This is a genomic window from Corynebacterium sp. HMSC034H07, assembly GCF_001815175.1.
GTDB classification, from domain to species: Bacteria; Actinomycetota; Actinomycetes; order Mycobacteriales; family Mycobacteriaceae; genus Corynebacterium; species Corynebacterium hiratae.
In genome coordinates this window covers 67,987-90,999 of sequence record NZ_KV819537.1, presented here as the reverse complement: position 1 = coordinate 90,999, position 23,013 = coordinate 67,987, and the positions used below count along the sequence as shown (strand labels likewise).

The window sequence follows — 23,013 nt, the reverse complement described above, 5'->3', positions numbered from 1 at the left end:
ACTGCTACCAAATAGCCGGTCGCAACAGAGAGAGGAACAGCCGCTGAGAAAGAAGAGTGCAGCGGCAAGAGAGAGAAATCGCTTCATCACAGGTCCTAATGATATGCCGTGGTGTGCGGTGAGCACGCATGCGATTTCACTGATAGAGTTACGCCTTGTGTTTCCTGGTATTCTCGCTTCCTTGCTCTCCATCATCGTGACAGTGACGTCCTCCCTGTTTGGCGCCCCCACTTCTGCGAACGTCCCCGGGGTTCTACAGGCAACGAGCACGGTTGCAGCCAGCGATGACCGCGTCGCGGCGCTGTGGCGAAACGGCAAACGCGAGTGCTCCGCGGGGTACATCGGCAATGATTGGTGGCTTACTGCTTCACACTGCTTGGGCCGCGACCTGCGTCTCACGCAGGCGGATGGTGACAACGCCAAGGTGCTCGCCTCCACCCCGGTAGCAGAGAAGTCGGACGTCGCCCTGCTGAAAGCGGAACCCATGGACGCGGAAGCCTTCGAGTTGCCCTCGCGGCCGCTGCGCGTCAATGACTCGCTCTTCCTCGTGGGCTACGGAGGGATGCACAATTTTGCCTCTGAGGCCGTGGTCCGCGTCGAAGAGACTGGGGTCGCTGGGGAGATTCAAGGCTACGATTTCGATAATCTCATCCAATCGCGCTCCATGTTTGCTTCGCGCACGTGCAACGGAGATTCCGGCGCGCCGCTCTACCAGGACACCATGATCTTCGCGGTGCACACCGGCGGTGAAGAAAACGAGGAGTGCACCGATGGCACGCGCCGTCACATGTGGCACAGCGAAATCTATCCGAATCTGCAGTCTCTGCGAACGCTGATGGATAGCTACGATGACTTCGATTCGCCCGCAGCATTCGAGGAAGCAAAGAAACACGCCCAGACCCAAAAGAAAGAATCCAAGCGCTCCAGCAGCTTGAGCAGCCTTTCCTCCTGGTAGTTCGGCAGGCATACAGGAACCGTACAGCAGATGCTCAGGGATCGGCGATAAGCTGTCTCCTTATGAAAAACGGCTTCCTGCAGCGTGCCTTCCTCGCTATTCTCCTCGCCACTGCGGCCCCCGTTCCGGCCCATGCTCAAACCATGGAGACCTCCGCCGCGCAGGGTCTCGGCATCAACGATCCCGACTGCCAGCCCACGGGTCCTGTTACCGAGCCGGTCGTTTTGCTGCACGGAACCTCGGCTAACTCGGCTGAGTGGAACGACCTCATCCCGACACTCAAGGACCAGGGCATGTGCGTCTGGGCCTTCGATTATGGCGCCGAGGACGTGGCCTACCAGAACGCCTATGACTACCTGAAGGGGATTTCGGATCTAGAATCCTCTGGGCGCGAAATAGCCAGGCAGATAGAGCACATCCGGGAGGTCACCGGAGCACACAAAGTAAACCTCGTGGGCTTCTCCCAGGGCGGCCTGCACACCAAGACCTTCACCCAGCTCTACGGTTCGCCCGATGAAGTGAACCGCGTGGTCACCATCGGCGCGAATTTTCACGGGACGACGTGGGGTGGCAGAGCAACGTCGCTAAGCACGGCAGCCAAAATTGCCCCCAGCGTGGTCAAATTCGTGGGTACCAGCGCCGGCATTCAACAGTTGGAGGGTTCGGAGTTCATGGAGAATCTCAACCAGTTGCCGGACACCGCGTCCGGCCTCACCTATACCTCCATCTACTCGCCGGCGGATAGCACTGTGACGCCGAATCAGACCTCTGAGCTGAGCGCTGTTCCGGGGGCGGATGTGGTCAACGTGGAATCGGCCCCGGTCGAACATGGGCAGCTGCCCCATGACCCGCGCGTGCACGAGCAGATTCTGTGGGGGCTCACGCGCTAGGCCGGGGTCGGCGCGGACTTGCGGGCGCGTGCAGCAATGGCGAAGGTGGCCGTTAGGCAGATAGCGAGGGCCACGAAGGGCAACGCATTCGACAGCCAGTAGGCGGTGGTGAAGGGGAGGGAATAGGCGGCGACGACGCGGATGATGGCTTCGAGCAGGAACACGACGCCCCACACGATGGTGATGTAGCGCTGGGAGGCGCGGAAGGTCGGGTATTTCCACAACCCGTTCCAGTAGGCGACGCCTTCCTTTGTGCCGTCGGTGCCAAAGCGCTGGCCAAAGTAGAAGGCAAGGGGCTTTCCAAGGGCCAGGCTGCCGAGGAAGAGCAAGCCAATAATGCCGGTAACAACGCTGCCTTTAACTAGCAGGAGGCGCTCATCGGTGCCACCGACCAGCGTGGCCAACGCCGCAGCAACGTTGAAGGCAAGGATCAACGCAGAAATCCCAGAAAAAGACTTCTGGCGCACATGCTGGATGATGCCGCCGACGAGGGGGCCGATGCTGGCGGCCAGGTAGGCATAGACGTGGTTGTTGGTTGTGGAATCGACGATCTGGAATAGCAGGATGGCCAGGCCGACGTCGAAGACGCCGAGGATGAGGAAGTTGAGCAGGCGTGGATTGAGACTCATGCCACATAGTGTGCCACAAAACATACGAATCGGTTTGTTTCTGACACATAAAAACCCTAGGGTTGGGGCATGGCTGACGTTGGACCAGGAACTTTTGGATACCTCTGTGGGTTGGCCCGCCGCGAGGAGCTCCCCGGGCCTGTGCTGACACCGATCCTCACTGGGCTGGGTCTGTCGCCGGCCGGTGCGCGCACGTATCTATCCCGTATGGTGCGCGCGGGCGACCTATCCTCGCGCCGAGCGGGGCGTTGTTCCGTGTATTCCATGGTGGGGGACTACCTTGCGGAGTTTCGTCACCTAGGTTCGCCGCGCGACTTCCAGTGGGAGGGGGCGTTTCACACGGTGATCTTCGATATCGGCGAGGATCGCCGTGCGGAGAAAGATGCCTTCCTGCGCGCCGCCCATGCCAGCGGTTTCCGGCAGCTGCGGCCCGGAGTCCTGGTGGGCGCCCACGCGCCGGGGGAGTGGGCGCAGAAAACCTTTATCGGCACCTGGTCCGTGGATGAGGACACTGCTCGCGACGTTATTGCCACCGCGTGGGACCTTGAGGATAGTGCTGCTCGTATTAGCGCGCTGGGCGACGTCCCCCCTTTGCCCACCGATGACGTTGGCATCGTCGTCGAAACTACGCGCCGCCACGCCGCCGCCTTCGCGGCGCTGCGCCGCACCCCGCCCTTCCCCGCACAGCTTCTCCCCGCTGATTTCCCTGCGGAATTGCTGGAGAGCCGCCTGCGCATGGACATCACGCCGGCCCACCGGGCGATGGCGCGGCTGTTAGAGTCGTGGCCATGATCCACGGAGCGATTGACGCGGAGGGCCGGTGCCGCCACTGGCACACGCTAGTCGACGTCGTTGCGAACAAGTGCCACACCTGCGGCGGCTGGTTCGCGTGTTCGCTCTGCCACGCGGAGTTAACGGATCATGATTTTGGACCCATGCCGAAGGACGAGCTCTGCGTCATGTGCGGGGCCTGCGGCCGAACGATGACATACGCTGAGTATTCGTCATACAAATGCCCCGCGTGCGGGCATGCCTTCAATACCGGCTGCGCGCTGCACGCGGGGACGTATTTCCGCTAGTTTTCTACGGCAAAAGCTGGGCCAGCGGGGTGCCCTCGACGAGGGTCTTGAGGTACGCCACGATATCCGGGACGTAGATGGTGAAGGTTCCGAAGGTCACTGGAATCGTCGGAAAAGCGTTGTTTGTCGGGGCCTTATTGCCGTTATTGGCTGGGGTACCACCGTTGTTGGTAGGCGCGGTGTTGTTAGCTGGGGCAGTGTTGTTGGCTGGGGCACCACCATTGTTAGCAGCGTTGCCACCGCCGCCATTCAGGCCGCAGCGCGCGATGGCCTCGTCGGCGCGGGCGACGGCGTCGCGGATCTCGCCGCCGCGCGGGTGGAAGTTAGCGGCAGCGAGCGCCTGGGACTTCTTGCTGTTGTAGTCGGACGGGTTGGTGTAGTACTTGGTGGCCTGCTCGCAGGAGATCTGGCCGGCCGGGACCTTGGCCAGGTAGTCATCCACCATGTCGGCGGAGGCAGTAGGAGCGGACAGGCCGATGGCGGCAGCAACGGAGCACAGGACAAGCTTTTTTCTCATGCGCCACATTGTGCCACAGCTTTTACACGTTTGCGTTAGCGGCTCAAGAAACGATCCACCAGCGAAGAATACGCCTTCACGGTCAGCTCCAAGTCCTCCAAGTGCAGGTGTTCGTCGTGGCTGTGCAGCTGCGAGTTCGCGCTGGCCATGTCCCGATCCTCGGCATGCAGCGCAAAACCGTAGGCATTGCCGCCGCGGCGACGAGCCACGCGCAGGTCGGAACCACCCGTCGCCAGTACCGGCAACACCTTCTTTTCTGGGAAGAATTCGTGGGCGGTCTCTTCAATGCAGCGCCACAGCTCAGTATCAGTCGAGGACTGTGTGGCGTCCTCAGTAATAAGGTGCTCGATTTCTACCTCCTCGGCCATATCTCCGAGCGCTTCACGTAGGAAATCATCAAGCTCCTCCTGGGTCTGGCCAGGGAAGGGGCGGATGTCCATCTCCAGGTAGGCGTGGGAGGGCAGCACGTTGATGGCGCCACCTGCGCGCAGGACGGTTTGGGCAATCGTCGTGTGGGAGAAGGCGTGGGCGTAGGCAGACAAATTACCGAACTTCTCATAATCTGCGGCGGTAGCGGAGCCGTCGAGAAGCGCTGCCTCCGTTGCGGGGTCGAAGCGGAAGGTCTTGACGAATCCCTGCCACACCTCATCCGTAGCCACGGGCGGCTCGGCAGCAGCGATGCGGCGAGCGACCTCACCAATCTTGACGATGGCAAAGTCCTTGCCGAAGGGCGTCGAGCCATGGCCGGCATCGCCGTGTACGTGCAGACGGCGCTGGCCTGCGCCCTTTTCGCCGACGTTGAAGCCGAGCGCGCCGGGCAGGTGGCTACCGCCGGTCTCCGAGAGGCAGTTGCGTACCGAATAGGCCTCTGGGTGGTGCTTGTCCATCCAGATGGAGCCCAAACCGCCGCGGGCCTCCTCGTCCGCCATGCCGACAAAGGCCAGGGTGCCGCCGGGATTGCCGCGCTTGGCGACGTCCCTGGTCACCGCCGCCATCGTCGCCGTAATAAAGAGCATATCCACCGCGCCGCGGCCGTAAAGTTTGCCATCTTCGATGACGGCGTCGAAGGGCGGCTTGGTCCACTTGGGCTCGTCGACGGGCACGACATCCGTGTGGCCCATGAGCGTCAGCGGCTCCTTGTCCGGGTTGCCCGGAACGGTCACCACGATGGTCACGCGGCCTGGGTGCGATTCATAGCGTTGAATCTCCACCGGGGTACCGTTGAAGAACTTCTCCAGAGTATCCGCGTTGCGGACCTCGTTGCCGGAGTCAGGCGTGAGGTCATTCACGCAGGCATTGCGAATAAGCTCCTGGAGTAGCGCGAGGGTGTCGTCATAGAGCGTGGAATCCATGGCCTAGAGGTTAGTCCGGACCGAACAAAACACGCGGATTTACCACAACTTGAACGGTGTTCAAGTAAGGTTTCCCGCATGAGCATCGTAGATATCGCACGCGAGAAGGCCCTGGAGCAGGGCATCGGCCTGAACGAAGAAGAACTGCTGCAGGTCCTTCAGATCCCGGATGAGCAGCTGGAAGAGATTGCGGACATCGCGCATCAAACCCGCCTCAAGTGGTGCGGTCCGGACGTCTCCGTGGAAGGCATCATCTCCATTAAGACCGGCGGCTGCCCGGAGGACTGCCACTTCTGCTCGCAGTCGGGCCTTTTCGAGTCCCCCGTGCGTGCCGCGCGCCTCAACATCCCGGAGCTGGTGGAGGCCGCCAAGAAGACCGCCAAGACCGGCGCCACGGAGTTCTGCATTGTGGCGGCCGTTAAGGCCCCAGACGAGAACCTCCTGTCCCAGGTTGCCGAGGCCATCCCGGCCATCCTCGATGAAGTTGATATCGAAATCTCCCTATCCCTGGGAACCCTCACCCGCGAGCAGGCCCAGCGCCTCAAGGACATGGGCGCCCAGCGCTACAACCACAACCTGGAGACCTCCAAGTCCTTCTTCCCCAACGTCGTCACGACCCACACCTGGGAGGAGCGCAAAGAGACCCTCGAGAACGTCCGTGCAGTCGGCATGGAGATCTGCTCCGGCGGCATCATCGGAATGGGCGAATCACTAGAAGACCGCGCCGAGTTCGCCTACCAGCTGGCCCAGATCGAGCCCTGCGAGGTGCCGATGAACTTCCTCGACCCGCGCCCGGGCACACCATTCGCGAACTACCCGTTGGTCCCGCTCGGTGAGGCACTGCGCGCAGTGGCCGCATTCCGCCTGGCCATGCCGTCTGTAACCCTCCGTTTTGCGGGCGGCCGCGAGCTCTCCCTGGGTGATGACGGAACCGAAAAGGGGCTGCTCGGCGGCATCAACGCCATCATCGCCGGCAACTACCTGACCACTCTGGGCAAGCAGATTGAAAAGGACGTCGACATGCTCGGCCGCATCGATCTGCCCATCAAGGCGCTCTGATGAACAGCTCGACGGAGTTGGCCGCCGCCGTCCTTGCCGGCGATGAGCCGCTGTTCCACCCCAACACGGGGAAACCACTAAGCGAGGAATTCACCTTGCACCCGGCGGCCGCGGCGGGCCTGGACGTCCCGCGCTATTGCCAGCTGTGTGGGCGCCGCATGGTGGTGCAGGTGCGCCCGGATGGCTGGAACGCGCGCTGTTCGCGCCATGGCGAGCTCGACTCAGATCATCTCTACGAGGAGGCTCTCCCGTAAGCTGGGGCACCATGGATCCCGCCGTTGCCCACGCTCACCAGTCCGCGTTGCGCTCCATCTCCCGGGTCGTCGCCGAGATCGCTGAGCCGACTCCCCCACAACAAGCACTGGACGCCGTCACCGATCAACTGCGCCGCGGCAACGTCATGGTCCTCACCGGCGCGGGCGTATCCACGGAATCGGGCGTGCCCGACTACCGCGGCCCGCGCGGTTCCCTCAGCCGGCACCGCCCCATGACCTACCAGGAGTTCCTGCACGATCCGCAGGCCTCGCACCGCTATTGGGCGCGTGCTTTCGTCGGCTGGCGGGTCATGCAAGCTGCACACCCCAACCGCACGCACTACGCGTTGGTCGAACTCGAGCGCGCCGGGCTCCTCACGGGTGTCGTCACACAGAACGTGGACGGCCTGCACGAGGAAGCCGGGCAGCGCAACCTCATTGCCCTGCACGGGGACATGCAGCACGTGGTGTGCTTGAGTTGCGGGTACGAAGAACCACGCGCGGACTACGACGCCCGCGCCGCCACAGCCAACCCGACTTACCTGCAACGCTGGGCAGTCAACAAAGAGGACGTTAACCCTGACGGCGACGTTGCCCTCAGCCAAGAAGCGGTCGAAGAATTTGTCATGCCCGGCTGCGTGCGGTGCGGCTCACAGCGCCTCAAACCAGACGTGGTCTATTTCGGCGAGCCCGTTCCGACTTTTAAAAAGGACGCCGCCTACGCGATGGTCAACGCGTCTGACTCCCTGCTGGTAGCCGGCTCGTCGCTGGCGGTGATGAGCGGCTTCCGCTTCGTTCTGGAGGCAAAGAAACAGGGCAAGCGCGTGGCCACCATCAATGGAGGGCCAGGGCGCGCGGATGACCGCGTGGACACACTGTGGCGGACCCAGGTGGGGCCGGCTTTCGATGCGGTTCTCGACGAGCTGGAGCTCTAGAGCCGCTCCAGTTCCTCGAGGACAAACTGGCATACCCGTTTATCCATGGGCATATCCTCGTGGCGAATAATCGCAAGGCGCTCGATGTCCTGGATATAGACGTTGTGGACATTCGGGCCATTGAGGAAACAGGTGTTTGGTGGAACCACGATGGCGTCGGCGCGCGTGGCGATGCACGTATAGCTCACCCCGGGTTCGACCTCGCTGCCGCGGTTCGTGGCCTCAACAATCTCGCTGCCGGTGACCTGCTGCATGCCGGCGGGGCCAAACCAGCCGTCGATAAGCGAGCGCGCCACCTCCTCCTGCCTCTCGCTGCGAAAGAGGGGGCTGGCGATTCCACCCTGGGTCGTGCCGTGATTGGGAGAGCTGATACACACCACGTGCCGTACAAACTCCGCGCTATCGTGCATGCGCATCCAGTACCGAGCCAATAATCCACCCTGGGAGTGGCCCACGAGAATCACCTGCTCCGCGCCGGTGACGGTGCGGACGGCGTTGATGTAGGCGTCGAGCTGCCGAGCGGATTCCTGCAGGGGGCCAGTGGCGCGGGTCCCGTAGTCAGGGGCGAAGGTGGCCCAGCCAGCGGCGCGGAGCATGTCTGCGAGAACCTGCCATATCCCCTTGCTGTCGCAGGTTCCGTGGAGCAAGACAACCGGCCAGGGGCGTTCGGCGGTAGGGCGCGCGGACCAGTCGTCTTCGTAGACGCCGCGTGGGCGTCTGCGGGCACCGAGGGGGAGTGGGGTCATGAAATTTCAGTTTACTCTTGACCCCTATCCAACTTTCGTACTAAGCTAAGGCTTGCCTAATACGGAACGGCGGTGAGCTCCACACCGTACGCGTTACCGGATTAGTCATGGGGATAGGGCCCGCCGCTTCACCGCGGCGGGCTTCTTTCATGGTTACACTCGCGGGCATGACCGACCTGCAGCATGTCCACTCCGTCAACGAAGCGGTTGCTCGTCTCTGCGAGCTCTATGACAGTTCCTGTGCGCTGGCACGTGAAGCATTGGCCTCAGGGGACCACGATGCCTACCGCCACGTGGTGTACCCAAAGATCACCGTGCATGTACGCCAGTGGACGCCCATCGACCGCTCCGAGCCCTTCGGTTACGTGGACCAAGAGGGCCGCTACTCGGCGGTGATATCCAAACCATGGCTGATTCGTGATTACCTGACAGAGCAGCTCACGCGGCTCACCAACAACTACCTGTGCGATCTCTACGTCGGTCAATCGGATGAGCGCATCCCGCCGGAATATATTCGGGGGATTACACAGATTCCCCAGGACCGTGGCGACATCCCCCGGCCCACCCTCGATGCGGTGCATGACGGAATCGTGGACGGCGCTTGGAAGGCTTTCCACGGCAAGGAAAAACCACTGTTCCATTTTGGTGCGCAGCGCTTCGACATTGCCTGCGCCCGCATCGAGCACTACACCGGCATCGAGGTGGACACCGTGCAGAAGTACATCCTGTTCACCAACTACGCCATGCACACCACCGAGTTCGTCAAGTTCGGGCTGCGCGAATTGGCGCGGGAAGACTCCCGCTACACCGCGCTCGTGCTGCCCACGGGGGAGACCATCCACCCCAATGACGCGGTGCTTCTCGACGTCGACGAGCTCACCCTCACCTCCCGCTACCAGATGCCACGTTTTGATCTCATCACCGCCGGCGGCGATGGCATCACGATGATCAACATCGGTGTCGGCCCCTCCAATGCCAAAACCATCACGGACTGCTTGGCAGTCCTGCGCCCGGAGGCCTGGATCATGATCGGCCACTGCGCAGGGCTTGATGGCCGCATGCGCATCGGTGACCTCATCCTGGGCAATGCTTATCAGCGCGAAGACCACATCCTCGACGGCACCGTCACCACCAGCAACCCGATTCCCGCCATCCCGGAGATCCAGCGCATGCTGGAGGCCGCCGTCGACGAGGTCTATGGAAAAGACAATTCGCTCATGCGCACCGGCACGGTGCTCTCCACCGATGATCGCAACTGGGAATGGCGCACCTCCCGTGATCTGTGGGAGTGGCTGCGCCACTCCACCGCGGTGGCAGTAGATATGGAATCCTGCACCCTCGCCGCCAACGGCTACCGCTACCGCATCCCTTATGGCACGCTGCTGTCGGTCTCCGATCTCCCTCTGCATGCCGTGCCCAAGCTTCCCGCCCAAGCGCAGGCCTTTTATTCCAATTCGAAGGAGGCACACGTGATGTGCGCGGTGCGCGCGGTGGAGGCTTTGGCGGAAAATCCGGAGCGGCTGCGCACCCGCAAATTGCGCCGAACGGTAGGAGAGGTACCGTTTCGCTGAGGTTGATGATTAGACTGAGGGAAATGCACAATCTGGCGAAGGAGACCTAGACGATGAGCACCCCGGAGTGGTGGAACCCGGAACGCGAGAACCTGACGTGGGAGGTCTTCGGTGAGGCCAGTCGCTCCCTGTCCCAAGAAATCGTGGATTCGGGTTGGTTCCCCGACCTTATCGTGGGCGTGGCCCGCGGTGGATTGATCCCAGCCGGCGCTATTGGCTACGCCATCGGGGTCAAGGAGATGGGTGCTATCAACGTGGAGTTCTACACCGATATCGGTGAGACCCTCCCGGAGCCGATTCTCCTTAACCCGCAGCTGGACACTGATTCGCTCAAGGGCAAGAAGGTCCTCGTCGTTGATGACGTGGCGGATTCCGGCAAGACCCTCGACCTCGTGGTCAACCTGCTCGAGCAGACCGCGTCCGAGGTCAAGTCCGCGGTGATCTACACGAAGCCGACCACCATCTTTGAGCCGGACTTCTCGTGGAAGAAGACCGATCAGTGGATCAACTTCGCATGGTCCGTCCTGCCAGTCATCACCCGCGACGGCTCTTTCAAAGACGGCCACTAGTGTCGGAGCACGCAGCCGGGTCTTTCCGCGCGGCCTTTAGCTCGCCCGCCCGCTTCCGCAAGGAGGTGTTTGGCGGGCTTGCTGTTGCGCTCGCCCTCATCCCGGAAGTTTTAAGTTTCTCCATCCTCGCCGGACTCGACCCCAAGGTGGGGCTCTTCGCCTCCGTCATCATGGCGATGTCCATCGCCATCACCGGCGGGCGCCCGGCCATGATCTCTGCTGCAGCTGGCTCTGTCGCCGTGGTGATCGCACCACTTGCCCACGAGCATGGCCTGCAGTACGTGCTGCTGACCATCTGGATGGCGGGAATTCTCCAAGTAGTGATGGCAGTGCTGGGCGTCGCCAAGCTCATGCGTTTCATCCCCCGCAGCGTCATGCTGGGGTTTGTCAACGCCCTGGGCATCCTCATGTTCACGGCGCAGCTGAGCCACCTGTGGCAGGTGCCGTGGCTGGTCTACCCCCTTGTCGCGCTAGGCCTCGTCATCATGGTGGTGTGGCCGCGGATTACCACGGTGATCCCCGCCCCGCTCGTCGCGATTATCGTGGTTAGCGCACTCACTGTGATTTTCGGCTGGCAGGTTCCCAACGTCGCGGACCAAGGCGAGCTGCCGACCTCCCTGCCCGGTTTTGTTATTCCGGACTTACCTTGGACGAAGGAGACTATTCTCCTCTGCCTTCCCTATGCATTGGGCGTTGCACTCGTCGGCCTTATGGAATCCCTGCTGACCGCCAAGCTTGTCGACGACCTCACGGATACCCACTCCGATAAGACGCGCGAATCCGTGGGCCAGGGCATCGGCAACATGCTCGCCGCGGCCATCGGCGGCATGGGCGTGTGCGCAATGATCGGCCAGACCATGATTAACGTCAAGGAATCCCAGGCGCGCACGCGCTTGTCGACGTTCCTCGCCGGCGTCTTCCTCCTCATCCTCATCCTCGTGTTGGGGGATACCGTAGGGAAAATCCCCATGGCTGCTCTCGTGGCGGTCATGTTCATGGTGTCTTTCCACACCGTGGATTGGCGCTCGGTGCGCACGATTCACCGCATGCCTCTGAGCGAAACCCTCGTCATGCTCGTGACGGTCATTGGCACCTTGGCCACGAATAACCTGGCGGTCGGTGTGATCCTCGGCGTCCTCACCGCCTCGGTGGCCTTTGCGCGCCGCGTGGCGCACCTGGTGTCGGTGGAGCTGGAGGGCAACGTCTACACCGTGCGCGGCCAGCTCTTCTTCGCCTCTTCGAACGACTTGGTCTACGCCTTCGATTACACCCTGCCGGTGGACAAAATCATCGTGGATTTCTCGGAGGCCGATATTTGGGATGCCTCGACCGTCGCGGTACTCGAGTCCGTGGAGAACAAGTACGCAAGCCGTGGCATAGCGGTGGAATTCCGCGGCCTCGATGGCGTTAGCCTCGCGCGCTACCAGAGGATTTCCGGTTTGAGTTAGGTAAACCTATCAGAAAAAGTCTTATGACGTGCGAGTTTGCTTAAGATCGCCTTGCTAGCGTGCCCGAATTTTTTCTGTATTGTGGGTAACACCAAACAGACGAAAGGAATCACTTTCATGGACGAGAAGCTGCAAACCCTCCTTAACGAGCAGGTCATCAACGAGCACGGCGCAGCCCTGATTTACACCCAGCTGGCCTACGAGATGGACAACCTGTCCTTCCCGGGCATGCGCGATTGGTTCTTCAAGCAGGCAGAGGAAGAGCGCGAGCACGCACAGAAATTTGCTGAGCACCTGCTGGACCGCGGCTACCGCGTCGAGCTGGGGGATATCCAGGTCGGCTCCGTCAAGGCCGCCACCCCGCTCGATGCCTTTGAGGCCTCCCTCGCGCATGAGCAGAAGGTCTCGGAGCAGATCCGGGAGATCGCCCGCACCGCGGATGCCGCCGGGGATCTCGATTCCCGCGCCCTCATCAACTGGTTCCTCGAGGAGCAGGTTGAGGAGGAGTCCACCGTGTCCGAGATCATTGACCAGCTCAAGCTGGTGGGCAATGACGGCTCGGGCCTGCTGCGCATCGATGGTTCGCTGGCGCAACGGTAACGAAGCCATATAGTTTGCACGAATTCTCCCACAGCCCCCTGCGGTTGGTGGGAGAATTTCTTTTATGACTACAACGCGCCTGATGCTCATTTGCGGTGCCCTGGCCGGCCTTGTGATCGCATTGGTCGGCGGCACGTGGCTGGCGGCAACGAACATGGCGCTGGGAACCTTCTTCTTTGCTCTTGCCGTCATGCTTGGTCCGTTTGCAGGACTTGCCCTCTTGTTGGGCGCGGCTGCGGCATCGACGGCGCTGAGCCGCTCCTTGTTTAGCGTGGGCGGCTTGTTCCTCGTGGGAGCGATCTCGACGTTGTGGGCCCACGGCACGCTGTCGCTTCCGCTTTTCGTGGCGGGCACCCTGACCGGCGCTATTGCGGTCTGGCTACACTGGGCGCATGGCCACTTTGCTCTTCGACCTCTACGGCGTGCTCATGCGGCCCGCTGGGAACGCTGAGCTGGAGGATTATCTCCGTCCCGAAAACCCGGAGCACTTTTGGTCGCTCTATGAGGAGTTTCGCCCAGCTTATAATTCTGGGCACCTGAGTGATTCGCAATATTGGGGGCGCATCCGCGCGCTGACTGAACTGGACTCCTTTGACGTCAGCCACGCGACCGAACTGGACACTGAGCGCCTGCTGGTTGCCGACTCACAGGTAGTTCGTGCGGTGCTAAACCTCATCGGTCAAGGCCACAGCGTCGGCATCCTAGCGAATGTGCCGGCGGTACTGGGAACCCGGATCCGCCAGACGCAGACCTGGCTTCAGGAATGCGCCGCCGTGACGCTGAGCTGCGATATCGGGGTAGCTAAACCAGATCCGGAGGCCTACCTCGTGGCCGTCGATGCCCTGGGCGCGCAGGCCAAGGACACGCACTTCTTCGATGATCGGCCCGACTTCGTCACTGGCGCGCAGCGCCTCGGGCTCAAGGCCCACCTTTTTACGGGCATCAATTCGATCCCTTTTTAGGCAGCTTTCGCCTCGCGGCCGAGCTCCAGCGGTACGCGCAGCAGTGGATCGAGCGCCACAGCGCGGGTACAGGCGCGCACAATTTCGGTGTGCGAGGGGATCATGCGCAGCTCCACTGGGTGATCGGTGGCCTGGCGCACGGCGGAAGCAAAGAGCTTCGGGGCCGCCGGATCATCCGAAAAGGCACCGCCGGCCACAACGAGAGTATCGGGCGTGTGCTCCGTCAACAGCTCAGCGGCGGTGGTGCCGAGGGAGCGCGCGCGGTCGTCGAGAAGCGCTCGCGTCTGATCGTTAGCATTCGCCACCACGTCTGGGAATGAGTCTCCGCCGGTCTCATTCAGTATCGCCTGCGTGGCCAGGGCGTCAGCACCGTCGAGTTCGAGCTGCACAATTTCATCGCCGACTGTGAGCGCAGCACCGACGGAGTCATCCGCGTAGAGCACCATGACGGGCTTTTCCGCGCCCAGCTCCGCGGACTGCGTTTCGGATCCCAGGATGGCGGGGATGACGGAAGACACGACAACCGGAACGCCGAACTGGTACTCCAGACGGCTGGCGATGTCCATCTCGTCCCAGCCCAGGTTGTGGGCAGTGATGCGTCCGGCCTCGTTGACGCTGCCGGAGGTGGTCACGCCGACTGAAACCAAACGGAGATCCAGGCCGGTCATGAGGCGATTGGCACCAGCGATGATGTGCTCGATGACATCGCTTGCACTCAAACGCGAAACCGGGGTAGCCACGTCTTCCTCGCGGAGGGTGCGCCCCTTGGTATCGAAGAAGGCGATGTGGGTAAAGGCGGTACCAACCGCAATGCCGGCGAGCATCCAGTTATTATCCGCTACCTCTAGGGGCACGGTGGGGCGTCCGCGCCCGCGGGACTGAGTCAAATCCGTGCGCTCGCGAATCAGCCCAGCGCCCAGCAGCGCGGCAGTGGCGCGGGTAATCGTGGGCTGGGATAGCCCCGTGGCTTCGACAAGTTCACTGCGGGTCACAACGGGATTGAGTCGAATGATGTGGAGGCACTTCGCCGCCGGGGTGCGGGGGCGAGTGAACACGGGACCAGATTTAATCATGGCGCAAGTATAAATTCACCAGACCGCATTGTCTAATAGAAATTGGGATTCAGTAGACATCATAGTCTAGAAGTGTGCCTGCGTTAGAGTGGTGTTCATGGATTCTGTTGCTGTGTACTGCGGCTCCGCCGTCGGAAACTCTGAAGCCTATGGCCAAGCCGCACACCTTTTGGGGGAGGAGCTCGCGCGGCGCAACCTCACCCTGGTCTATGGCGGCGGTGACGTGGGCCTGATGGGCATCGTCGCGGATTCCTGCTTGGCAGCCGGCGGCACCGTCATCGGAGTAATCCCGCGGCAGCTCGTCGATTACGAGATGTCACACCAGCGGGTAACCAAGCTCGAGGTCGTGGACACCATGGCGCAGCGCAAGACGCGTATGGAGGAACTCGCGGATGCCTTCGTGTGCCTGCCGGGCGGCGTGGGAACTCTAGAGGAGCTCACCGAGGTACTTACCCTGCAACAATTAGGCAACCTTGATGGCCCGGTGGGCCTAGTAGACGTCAACGGTTTCTGGCAGCCGTTTATAAACATGTACTCCGCAATGGTGCAGGAGGGGTTCGTTCAAAAACGCTTCCTCGACGCGCTCGTGGTCAGCCCGTTTCCAGCTGAAGTCCTGGATCAATTTGCATCATGGACGAGCCCGGGAAGTAAGTGGAGCAACAATTAGCTAACAACCTGGTAAATAAGGCGGCGCTGGGTTGGCCCAACCCCCTGGATCTTCGTTAGACTTCGCCCTTATGAGTTTTGACCAGAACGCAGAGCGCCAGCCTTCGCTGCTGGACGCGTCGTGCGATAACTTCGTCCACGACCTCGCGCAGCTCACGCCCACCGATGCCACCGCGTGGGGAATTCCCGGCTTCGATGGGGAGCTGGAGGATTTCTCCCCGGAGTACTACTCCTCCGTGGCGGATCGCACTCGTGAGATGATGGCGGATCTCGACGCCCTCGATGACACCACCGACGAGTCTGATGATGACGATGACTTCGATGAGGTGGACTACGTCACCGCCGCCGTCTTGCGCGACCGTCTCTGCCTGGATCTTGACCTACACCATGCCGGTGAGGACATCCGCTGCCTTAACAACATTGCCTCCCCGGTGCAGACCATCCGCGACACCCTCATGCTCATGCCGAAGGACACCCCGGAGCAGCTTGATGCGTTGCGCTCGCGCCTGTCGAAGGTGGCGGCCTCCCTCAACGGCTACAGGGAGTCCCTCACGGAGGCGGCGTCGCGTGGCATGGTGGCGCCGCAGCGCCAGATCTCCGATGTCTTCGTGCAATGCGAGCGGCTTGCCGACGCCGGCTCCATGCTCGAGGACCTTGGCGTTGAGGGCCCAGAGGTGGACGCGGCCAAGGAAGCCTTCGGCGAGTTCGCCGATTGGCTCTCAAACGAGCTGCAACCACAAGCACCATCGCAAGACGCGGTGGGTCGCGAGCGCTACGAGCGCTTCTCCAGGCTCTTCGTCGGCGATGTCGTGGACCTCGATGAGGCCTATGAGTGGGGCATGGACCAGGTGCGCTCCATCAAGGCGGAACAAGAAAAGATCGCCCACGAGCTCTATGGCTCCGACGTCACCGTGCGCGCAGCTATGCGCAAACTCAACGAGGAGGAGCGTTACCAGCTGCACGGCACCGACGCGTTAGTGGAGTGGATGCAGTCCACCGCGGACCGCGTCATCAAGGACCTCGACGGCACCGCCTTCGACATCCCGGAGGCGGTTAAAGAAATCGAGTGCTGCATTGACCCGGCCGGCACCGGCGGTATCTTCTACACCTCGCCGTCTGATGACTTCTCCCGCCCCGGCCGCATGTGGTGGTCCGTACCGGCTGGCCAGGAGCTTTTCCACACCTGGCAGGAACTAACCACCGTCCACCACGAGGGCGCGCCGGGCCACCATCTGCAGATTGGTGCCGCGCTGACCCAGCCGGATCTCAACCTATGGCGCCGTGCGGTGACGTGGAACTCCGGCCACGGTGAGGGCTGGGCTCTGTACGCTGAGGCACTCATGGCGGAGCTGGGGTACATGGATGATCCGGGCTTCCGCATGGGGCTTCTCGACGCCCAACGCTTCCGCGCCGCCCGCGTCGTGGTGGACATCGGACTCCACCTGGGCAAGGCGTTGCCGGAGTGCACCGCGTCCGGCGTCTGGGACAAGTCCCACGTCAAGACCTTCATGCGTGAGAACACCGCGATGGATGATGCCAACCTCTCCTTCGAGGTCACCCGTTACCTGGGCTGGCCGGGCCAGGCGCCGTCGTATGCCTTGGGCCAGCGCCTGTGGCAGCAGACCCGCGACGCCGCAGTCGAACAGGGGATGGACGTACGTGATTTCCACTCCCAGGCATTGGCTCTGGGCTCAGTGCCGATGTCGATCCTGCGCGAGACGATTCTGGACTAGCTGTCAGACTCTTGGATTTATCCACACCTGACTCTTGGATTTATCCACTAGTGACTCTGTAATTTATCCATGTTTCGGACTAGGGTACCTGGTATGTACCTGCCGCGAATTGTTGATGCAGAAGTAGAAAGAGGCCTTCGCGTTGCCGGAGCCCTCTTCCTGAAAGGCCCCCGCGCGAGCGGCAAAACGTCGACGGCGCGCCAGTTTGCTAAGTCTGTCATTCAGCTTGACCGTGACACTCCTGAAGCAAACGTTGCTCGCATGCAACCGGCACTAGGGCTTCAAGGGGCGCGGCCCCGGCTTATCGATGAATGGCAGGTTGTTCCTGCTATCTGGAACGAAGTGCGTCATGCGGTCGATGACTCGCGAGAAAAGGGACAGTTCCTCCTCACGGGTTCCTCGACCCCCGATGACGATGCCACCCGCCATTCGGGGGCTGGGCGTATTCGCTCGATTCAGTTGCGTACGTTGAGCCTGGCAGAGCGTGGAGATTTGGCTGAGCGCGTATCACTAGGCGCGATTATTTCCGGCAATCAGGATCCCACGGCTGGGACGGACGCCACCGTGGCGGATTATGCCCGCTGGATCGTTGCCGGTGGCTTCCCAGAGTTTTTCGACCTTGATCCTCTAGATGCCCAAGAGGGGATGGAGTCTTACCTCACGGAGATGAGCGAGCACGACTACCCGGAACTTGGGGGTCCGCGCCGCGATCCGCGCCGTTTCCAGTCTTTTCTTCGCGCCTACGCGGGGCTAGTTGCTCAACCGGCCACCGCTGCAGCGATTCGTAAACGCATTGGCGAGCTCAGCAGTGCTACTCCTATGCCGGCAGCAGAAACCGTCAACGTTATTCATGATTTTGCTACACGTTTGTTCCTAGTTGAAGACCAGCCCGCGTGGTCACCAAAGACGAGATCTAAGACAACCATGGTTCAGATGCCGAAGCGTCAGCTCGCGGATCCTGGCTTGGCAGCTGCATTGTTGGCGGTTGGGCCAGACAAACTGCTTGGTGATCTAGAGACTTTGGGCATTCTCTTTGAGGCGCAACTGGTGCACGATCTGCGCGTTTATGCTCAAGCATTAAGGGCACGAGGCGTCTTCCATCTGCGGGATATGAAGGGCCGCGAAGAAATTGACGCGATAGTGGAACTCAGGGATGGCTCGTGGGTGGGATTTGAAGCGAAACTTTCGCACAACGAGGTCGATGCCGCGGCGGCACATTTGTTAAGAGTGGCAGAGAAGGTCTCCTTGCCACCGGCCGCTCTCATCGTGGTTATTCCCAGCGGACCAGCTTTCCAACGGTCAGATGGAGTGTGGGTGGTTCCACTAGCGGCGCTTGCGGAATAGCCGCAAAATCTGCGGCAGGTAGCCGGCGATGACCAGCACGATGATGAGCCGGATAATCTGCACGGCCACCACGGCTGGGCCCGCGCCTCCTTCCGCAGACAGCGCAAGCACCGTCTCCAGCGCGCCGGGTGAGGTGGCGAGGTAAGCCTCGAAGTAGGTTATGTCCAGCCATGCGGTCAGAGGCAGGGCGGTCAGTGCGCACACGCCGATCACGACAATGATAAAGAGGATCGTCGCCGGCAGCTGCTTGGCGAAGGCCCGCAGTGCCGGCACCGAAAGCCCGCCACCGCAGACCCAGCCAATGGACATAAACGCCATGATCTTGAACACGTAGAGCGGCTCCAGAGTGTGGCCGGCTGGAATAACCTGCGCGACCAGCACCGTCAAGATGAGCGGCCCCAATACAGCAGCAGCGGGCAAACGCACCAGCTTGCCCAGTTTTTCACCAACCACAGCGATGGCGAGGGTCAGCAGAACGACCCACCACGTGATCTCGCCGTCGACGCTCATGTCGACGCCTTTTCCTGCGGGGGCATCTAACAAGGAGACCACCAAAGGCAGCGACACCGACACCGCCAGAAGGCGCAGGTATTGTGTCAGCGCCACGTAGCGGTAGTCCGCGCCGAGTTCGCTAGCTAGTGCCGGCATGAGGGAGGCCCCGCCCGGCAGCATCGACAAAATACCCGTCTCCCAGGAAATATCCTTCGGCTGCGAACGATGCAGCAGAACACCGCCAGCGACGCCGATTAAAACAGTAATGAGTGACATCGTCACCGCAGCCGGCACAAAGCCGATGAGGGTGGAGGCAGGAACTAAGGTCAGAGGTATGCCCGCCATCATTCCGATGAATCCGCGGGCGACAGAATAAAAGTGCTCGTTAACGGCGAGTTCTTTGCCCGTCGTCAAGGCCATGGCTCCCGAGACCACGATGGCGCCGAGGATCCAGGCTGCGGGTACGTGAAGGTAGCTAAACAATGCCCCGAGTGCTGCAGACCCCGGGGCCACGATGACCCATCTCGTACGAACAGACATGGAATCGAGTTTAATGATGGACATGGATTTCGGATTAAGCGGTTGGGCGATTCTCACCATCGGCGCTGCCGTGGCCGGATGGATCGATGCCGTCATTGGTGGCGGCGGGCTCGTGCTCATTCCGCTCATCCTGGCGGTCGCGCCCCAGCTTGCGCCCGCCACAGCCCTGGCCACGAACAAGGTGGCGGCGGTCTCTGGAACGGCCTCTGCTGCCATCACACTCGTCAAGAAGGTCCGCCCGCCGAAAGGTGAGCTCATCCGCATGGGACTCACCGCGCTGGTGTGCTCCGGGCTGGGTGCGACGGCAGCCGCACTCATGGACAAGGACGTCATGCGGCCGGTCATCATCGTGCTCATGGTGGCAGTCGGCATTTTCGTGGCCTTTCGCCCAGACTTCGGCAGCGGCGAAGGGGACGGTATCCGTGGCGGCTGGCGCACGTGGACCGGGTTAGCCGCCGTGGCGGCCATTGCCTTTTACGACGGTATTTTTGGGCCCGGCACCGGCATGTTCCTCATCATGGCCTTCACCGCCATCTTTTCCCAGAACTTCCTTACCTCCGCCGCGATGTCCAAGGTGGTCAACACATGTACCAACGTCGGCGCGCTCGTGGTCTTTATCGTGGGCGGGCACGTGGTATGGGGCCTAGCACTTGTTCTCGCAGCGGCAAATATCATCGGCGCGCAGCTGGGCGCGCGAACAGTGCTCGGCGGCGGTGCGAAGCTCATCCGCTATGCACTGCTCACTCTCGTCGTGGTGATGAGCGTGTACCTGGCCTGGCAGCAGTGGGGTTAAATCCGGTTCTTCGTCTTTGCGGTTGCTACCGCATTCCACGGATCCTCCGGCCACGGGTGCTTGGGATAGCGCCCGCGCATGTCGGCGCGCACCCCGGCATAGGGCCCAGACCAGAAGCTCGCTAGATCATCGGTGACGGCAAGTGGCCGGCCGGCGGGGGATAACAGATGAAATTGCACGCGATGGCCGCAGTATTCGGGAGACTCCGCCAACCCGAAACATTCCTGCAACTTGATGGAGACCACTGGGCGCTCGCCGGACCAATCGATCCTCGCAGCACGTCCGGACGGAACCGATAACCGTTCCGGCGCGAGCTCATCCAAGCGGCTAGCTTCGGGCCACGGCAGCAGGCGCTGCAGCGCCGGATACATGTCTGGGCGCTTACCGGAAGCCAGTTCATACAGCTCCGGCTCCAGCCAGCTCAGATCATCACCGTCCACGTCCGGCCATGGCTCACCGTATGCAGCGTGTAAGTGCCGCATACGTTCCCGCAGGTTCTGGGCCTTCTCGCTGAAGTGAAACAGGTTTAAACCCTGTCCGGAGTTACGGAGTGCCTCCACTGCCTCATCACCGGAGACCTTCACTGGGGTTTCCGACAATACGATGGCGCCTGCCGCACGCACACGGATTCCCCGCACTTTGGAGCCGTCGAGAAAAGCCCGCGTCTCTTCGGTCACGCCGATGATCTCGAGCGCGTCTTTTTCCGCAATCGGCACTGCTTCACGAATGATGGCGTTTCCAGATTGCGCCAACGACACCTCAGCCACCGCCAACCACTCGTGACCATCCTCGAGAAACCGCGCGCGGGTGCCACTCGCCAACAAATACTCCTTGTCACCTACGCGCTTAGCCACGAACTCTGGGAAAGCGGTAGCAACCACCACGCCTGGGTCCACCGGACCCTTGTTAGGCACCAAGCGGGCCAGCCGCTTCGGGTCCGAATCATCCAGGCGGGCAATCGTCTGCGCCGCCCCCGCACCGTACTTCAACAGTGCCGCGCCCCACCGTGGGTGCGTCGGCAGTAGCGCCAGCTCTTCGCCAGCGTTGAGCAGATCTAGGGTGCGGTGGGCGTCGGCAAGCGCGGGCCCCGGTGGGGGATCCAGCAACGGGAAGTCCGGTCCCGCGCCCCAACAGTCCATGAACAACGCCGCCTGCGTGAGGTCCGCAGAGAGGATCTCCGGGGTGACGTGCGGGGAAAAGTGCTGGTAGTCCTCCTGCGAATAGCAGCGGACGACGGTACCCGGCGCCTCACGCCCGGCACGTCCGGCGCGTTGGTCGGCGCTGCTTTTCGACGTCGACACCGTCACCAACCCACTCATCCCGCGCTGCACATCCCGCTTGGGCACGCGGGATAAACCGGCATCGACGACGGTGCGCACGCCCGGCACGGTCAGTGAAGATTCCGCGATGGAGGTGGCCACCACGATGCGCTGCTCTCGCGTATACAGTGCCGCGTCCTGCTCTTGCGTGGTTTGGCGGCCGTGGAGCGGAAAAACGTTGTGGCCGCTCAAGGCATCACACACCAGGTTGACCTCGCGCACACCCGGCACAAAGACCAGCGTGGACTCGTGCTGCCGCGCGGCAACCCTCGCCACGCCTTTCCAAAAGTCTCGATCTCCCGCAGCGCGCCCCGGAATCGGTTCATAGGAGATGTTGAGCGGATATGTAACGGCCTCAGTGGAATGGATCGGCGCCCCTCCCATGAGCTGGGAGAAGCGGGAGGCGTCGACAGTCGCGGACATGGCAATGACCCGAAAATCATCGCGGAGCTGCGCCAACTCCAAGCACATGCCGAGTACGAGGTCAGTATCGAGCTGGCGCTCGTGGACCTCGTCGATGGCCACGGCACCAACGCCAGAGAGTTCCGGATCCCGCAGCAAGCGGCGCAACAGAACGCCGGGGGTAACGAATTCAACGTCCTGACCCTTCCGGGAATCACCGCGCACCGCATAGCCGATGCGCTGACCAGACAACTCCTGCAAGCGGTTGGCCGCAGCGCGCACCGCCACGCGGCGTGGTGCGGTAACGAGAACCTTTCCCTCCACCTGGTTAGCCAACGCCGGTGGAACGAGCGTGGTCTTACCCGTGCCGGGCGGGGCCTGGATCACGACGTGGCTGTCTGCAGGAAGCGAATCAATCGTTTCCAGGACGGGAAGCCCCTTGCCGATCGCCTTGAGATCAAACATCGAGATCCTGGCGCTCCCACCTATCTTCGTTGTCCTCCAGCGTGCGCACCACACGACCGGGTTGACCCAGCACCAGTGACCTATCCGGGATATCTGTGGTGACCAGTGTGTTCGCTCCAACGACACAATCCTCGCCGATGGTCACGCCCGGCAGCACCGTGACGTTGGCGCCGAACCACGTGTTGCGCCCGACGCTAATGGGCTTCGCAATCTCCCAGCCCTCCGCCCGCATCTCATGATCGTTGACGGGGTGGCCCACCGTGATGAGCGAGCAATTCGGCCCGATCATGACGCGGTCTCCGAGGGTTACAGGCGCCTGCGCCAGGATTGTCGCACCAAAGTTGATGAACACGTCTTTTCCGATGGTCACATTGCAGCCATACTCGACGTTGAGCGGCGTGTGCAGCCCGGGAACCTCGGACTCGGGCGACAACAGTTCCCGCAAAATCTCCTTCGCGCGCTCTGGGTTGGTGTTTTGCAGCTCATTGAGCTCCTTGGCCAGCAGGAAGCCGCGTCGATGTTCGGCGCTAACCTCCTCGTTGACACTGGGCATGAACCACTGCCCGCTGGTCATGCGTTCAAAGGATCCTTCGTCTGGGTGATGCATGTCAGCCATCCTA

The 23,013-nt window shown here is 61.8% G+C and carries 25 protein-coding genes; 17 read left to right on the top strand and 8 right to left on the bottom strand.

The features are described from left to right. Window positions 1-157 precede the first annotated feature (157 nt). Complete coding sequence (locus HMPREF3009_RS09770; protein WP_070546046.1) at window positions 158-955, top strand: trypsin-like serine protease; 798 nt, start codon at window positions 158-160, stop codon at window positions 953-955. 62 nt (window positions 956-1,017) lie between these two features. Next, a complete protein-coding gene (locus HMPREF3009_RS09765; protein WP_070681636.1) occupies window positions 1,018-1,845 on the top strand; it encodes a lipase family alpha/beta hydrolase in 828 nt (275 codons plus the stop codon). Here HMPREF3009_RS09765 and HMPREF3009_RS09760 read toward each other — a convergent pair. Beyond that, window positions 1,842-2,474, bottom strand: coding sequence for a VC0807 family protein (locus HMPREF3009_RS09760; protein WP_070681632.1), 633 nt, complete (start codon window positions 2,472-2,474; stop codon window positions 1,842-1,844). The genes HMPREF3009_RS09765 and HMPREF3009_RS09760 overlap by 4 nt on opposite strands. Window positions 2,475-2,543: 69 nt before the next feature. Here HMPREF3009_RS09760 and HMPREF3009_RS09755 point away from each other — a divergent pair, with 69 nt between their 5' ends. Together HMPREF3009_RS09755 and HMPREF3009_RS09750 are read left to right on the top strand one after the other, a co-directional pair. Continuing rightward, window positions 2,544-3,266, top strand: coding sequence for a PaaX protein (locus tag HMPREF3009_RS09755; protein WP_118783644.1), 723 nt, complete (start codon window positions 2,544-2,546; stop codon window positions 3,264-3,266). Next, complete coding sequence (locus tag HMPREF3009_RS09750; protein ID WP_070681629.1) at window positions 3,263-3,553, top strand: CHY zinc finger protein; 291 nt, start codon at window positions 3,263-3,265, stop codon at window positions 3,551-3,553. The genes HMPREF3009_RS09755 and HMPREF3009_RS09750 overlap by 4 nt, the downstream gene beginning before the upstream one ends. A gap of 4 nt (window positions 3,554-3,557) precedes the next feature. On the opposite strand, the gene HMPREF3009_RS09745 is transcribed toward HMPREF3009_RS09750, so the two are convergent. Together HMPREF3009_RS09745 and HMPREF3009_RS09740 are read right to left on the bottom strand one after the other, a co-directional pair. Beyond that, window positions 3,558-4,070: a hypothetical protein gene (locus HMPREF3009_RS09745; RefSeq protein ID WP_369816116.1), complete on the bottom strand. Its 513-nt coding sequence runs from the start codon at window positions 4,068-4,070 to the stop codon at window positions 3,558-3,560. 35 nt (window positions 4,071-4,105) lie between these two features. Beyond that, on the bottom strand, window positions 4,106-5,422 hold the full coding sequence (locus HMPREF3009_RS09740; RefSeq protein WP_070681623.1) for a M20/M25/M40 family metallo-hydrolase: 1,317 nt from the start codon (window positions 5,420-5,422) through the stop codon (window positions 4,106-4,108). Between the two features lie 78 nt (window positions 5,423-5,500). Between HMPREF3009_RS09740 and bioB the strand changes: the two genes are divergently transcribed. The 3 genes from bioB to HMPREF3009_RS09725 are packed head-to-tail and all read left to right on the top strand — an operon-like array spanning window position 5,501 to window position 7,670. Then, window positions 5,501-6,481: a biotin synthase BioB gene (bioB, locus tag HMPREF3009_RS09735; RefSeq protein WP_046648630.1), complete on the top strand. Its 981-nt coding sequence runs from the start codon at window positions 5,501-5,503 to the stop codon at window positions 6,479-6,481. Further along, a complete protein-coding gene (locus HMPREF3009_RS09730) occupies window positions 6,481-6,735 on the top strand; it encodes a biotin synthase auxiliary protein BsaP (RefSeq protein WP_046648628.1) in 255 nt (84 codons plus the stop codon). Before bioB ends, HMPREF3009_RS09730 begins: the two co-directional genes overlap by 1 nt. Window positions 6,736-6,746: 11 nt before the next feature. After that, entirely contained in the window at window positions 6,747-7,670 is a 924-nt protein-coding gene (locus HMPREF3009_RS09725) for a Sir2 family NAD-dependent protein deacetylase (protein ID WP_049156682.1), read from the top strand. Here HMPREF3009_RS09725 and HMPREF3009_RS09720 read toward each other — a convergent pair. Then, a complete protein-coding gene (locus HMPREF3009_RS09720) occupies window positions 7,667-8,416 on the bottom strand; it encodes an esterase/lipase family protein (protein ID WP_070681620.1) in 750 nt (249 codons plus the stop codon). The genes HMPREF3009_RS09725 and HMPREF3009_RS09720 overlap by 4 nt on opposite strands. Before the next feature lie 167 nt (window positions 8,417-8,583). Here HMPREF3009_RS09720 and amn point away from each other — a divergent pair, with 167 nt between their 5' ends. The 6 genes from amn to HMPREF3009_RS09690 all read left to right on the top strand — a co-directional run bounded on the left by amn (window position 8,584) and on the right by HMPREF3009_RS09690 (window position 13,566). Next, a complete protein-coding gene (gene amn, locus HMPREF3009_RS09715; RefSeq protein WP_049156686.1) occupies window positions 8,584-9,987 on the top strand; it encodes an AMP nucleosidase in 1,404 nt (467 codons plus the stop codon). A 53-nt stretch (window positions 9,988-10,040) separates the two neighbouring features. Further along, on the top strand, window positions 10,041-10,556 hold the full coding sequence (locus HMPREF3009_RS09710) for a phosphoribosyltransferase (protein WP_049156689.1): 516 nt from the start codon (window positions 10,041-10,043) through the stop codon (window positions 10,554-10,556). Then, a complete protein-coding gene (locus tag HMPREF3009_RS09705; RefSeq protein ID WP_070681617.1) occupies window positions 10,556-12,004 on the top strand; it encodes a SulP family inorganic anion transporter in 1,449 nt (482 codons plus the stop codon). Before HMPREF3009_RS09710 ends, HMPREF3009_RS09705 begins: the two co-directional genes overlap by 1 nt. Before the next feature lie 117 nt (window positions 12,005-12,121). Beyond that, window positions 12,122-12,604 carry a ferritin gene (locus tag HMPREF3009_RS09700; RefSeq protein ID WP_046648618.1) on the top strand — a complete coding sequence of 161 codons (483 nt, stop codon included), beginning with the start codon at window positions 12,122-12,124 and terminating at the stop codon, window positions 12,602-12,604. A 64-nt stretch (window positions 12,605-12,668) separates the two neighbouring features. Further along, window positions 12,669-13,055 carry a hypothetical protein gene (locus HMPREF3009_RS09695; RefSeq protein ID WP_046648617.1) on the top strand — a complete coding sequence of 129 codons (387 nt, stop codon included), beginning with the start codon at window positions 12,669-12,671 and terminating at the stop codon, window positions 13,053-13,055. Continuing rightward, on the top strand, window positions 12,997-13,566 hold the full coding sequence (locus tag HMPREF3009_RS09690; protein WP_049156695.1) for an HAD-IA family hydrolase: 570 nt from the start codon (window positions 12,997-12,999) through the stop codon (window positions 13,564-13,566). The genes HMPREF3009_RS09695 and HMPREF3009_RS09690 overlap by 59 nt, the downstream gene beginning before the upstream one ends. On the opposite strand, the gene HMPREF3009_RS09685 is transcribed toward HMPREF3009_RS09690, so the two are convergent. Further along, window positions 13,563-14,639 carry an ROK family protein gene (locus HMPREF3009_RS09685; RefSeq protein ID WP_070681614.1) on the bottom strand — a complete coding sequence of 359 codons (1,077 nt, stop codon included), beginning with the start codon at window positions 14,637-14,639 and terminating at the stop codon, window positions 13,563-13,565. The two genes, HMPREF3009_RS09690 and HMPREF3009_RS09685, sit on opposite strands and share 4 nt — an antisense overlap. 97 nt (window positions 14,640-14,736) lie before the next feature. Here HMPREF3009_RS09685 and HMPREF3009_RS09680 point away from each other — a divergent pair, with 97 nt between their 5' ends. The 3 genes from HMPREF3009_RS09680 (at window position 14,737) to HMPREF3009_RS09670 (ending at window position 18,382) form a co-directional block, all read left to right on the top strand. Further along, on the top strand, window positions 14,737-15,306 hold the full coding sequence (locus HMPREF3009_RS09680) for an LOG family protein (protein WP_049156802.1): 570 nt from the start codon (window positions 14,737-14,739) through the stop codon (window positions 15,304-15,306). Window positions 15,307-15,376: 70 nt separating this feature from the next. Next, window positions 15,377-17,038 carry a DUF885 domain-containing protein gene (locus tag HMPREF3009_RS09675; RefSeq protein ID WP_070510676.1) on the top strand — a complete coding sequence of 554 codons (1,662 nt, stop codon included), beginning with the start codon at window positions 15,377-15,379 and terminating at the stop codon, window positions 17,036-17,038. Between the two features lie 93 nt (window positions 17,039-17,131). Further along, complete coding sequence (locus tag HMPREF3009_RS09670) at window positions 17,132-18,382, top strand: ATP-binding protein (RefSeq protein ID WP_070517082.1); 1,251 nt, start codon at window positions 17,132-17,134, stop codon at window positions 18,380-18,382. On the opposite strand, the gene HMPREF3009_RS09665 is transcribed toward HMPREF3009_RS09670, so the two are convergent. Further along, window positions 18,362-19,438 carry an AbrB family transcriptional regulator gene (locus HMPREF3009_RS09665; protein WP_070681611.1) on the bottom strand — a complete coding sequence of 359 codons (1,077 nt, stop codon included), beginning with the start codon at window positions 19,436-19,438 and terminating at the stop codon, window positions 18,362-18,364. The two genes, HMPREF3009_RS09670 and HMPREF3009_RS09665, sit on opposite strands and share 21 nt — an antisense overlap. Between HMPREF3009_RS09665 and HMPREF3009_RS09660 the strand changes: the two genes are divergently transcribed. Then, complete coding sequence (locus HMPREF3009_RS09660) at window positions 19,437-20,207, top strand: TSUP family transporter (protein WP_070681645.1); 771 nt, start codon at window positions 19,437-19,439, stop codon at window positions 20,205-20,207. The genes HMPREF3009_RS09665 and HMPREF3009_RS09660 overlap by 2 nt on opposite strands. Here the strand turns inward: HMPREF3009_RS09660 and HMPREF3009_RS09655 are convergent. Then, window positions 20,204-22,393 carry an ATP-dependent RNA helicase gene (locus tag HMPREF3009_RS09655; protein ID WP_070681608.1) on the bottom strand — a complete coding sequence of 730 codons (2,190 nt, stop codon included), beginning with the start codon at window positions 22,391-22,393 and terminating at the stop codon, window positions 20,204-20,206. The genes HMPREF3009_RS09660 and HMPREF3009_RS09655 overlap by 4 nt on opposite strands. Then, on the bottom strand, window positions 22,386-23,000 hold the full coding sequence (locus HMPREF3009_RS09650) for a sugar O-acetyltransferase (protein WP_369816117.1): 615 nt from the start codon (window positions 22,998-23,000) through the stop codon (window positions 22,386-22,388). The genes HMPREF3009_RS09655 and HMPREF3009_RS09650 overlap by 8 nt, the downstream gene beginning before the upstream one ends. Window positions 23,001-23,013: the final 13 nt, after the last annotated feature.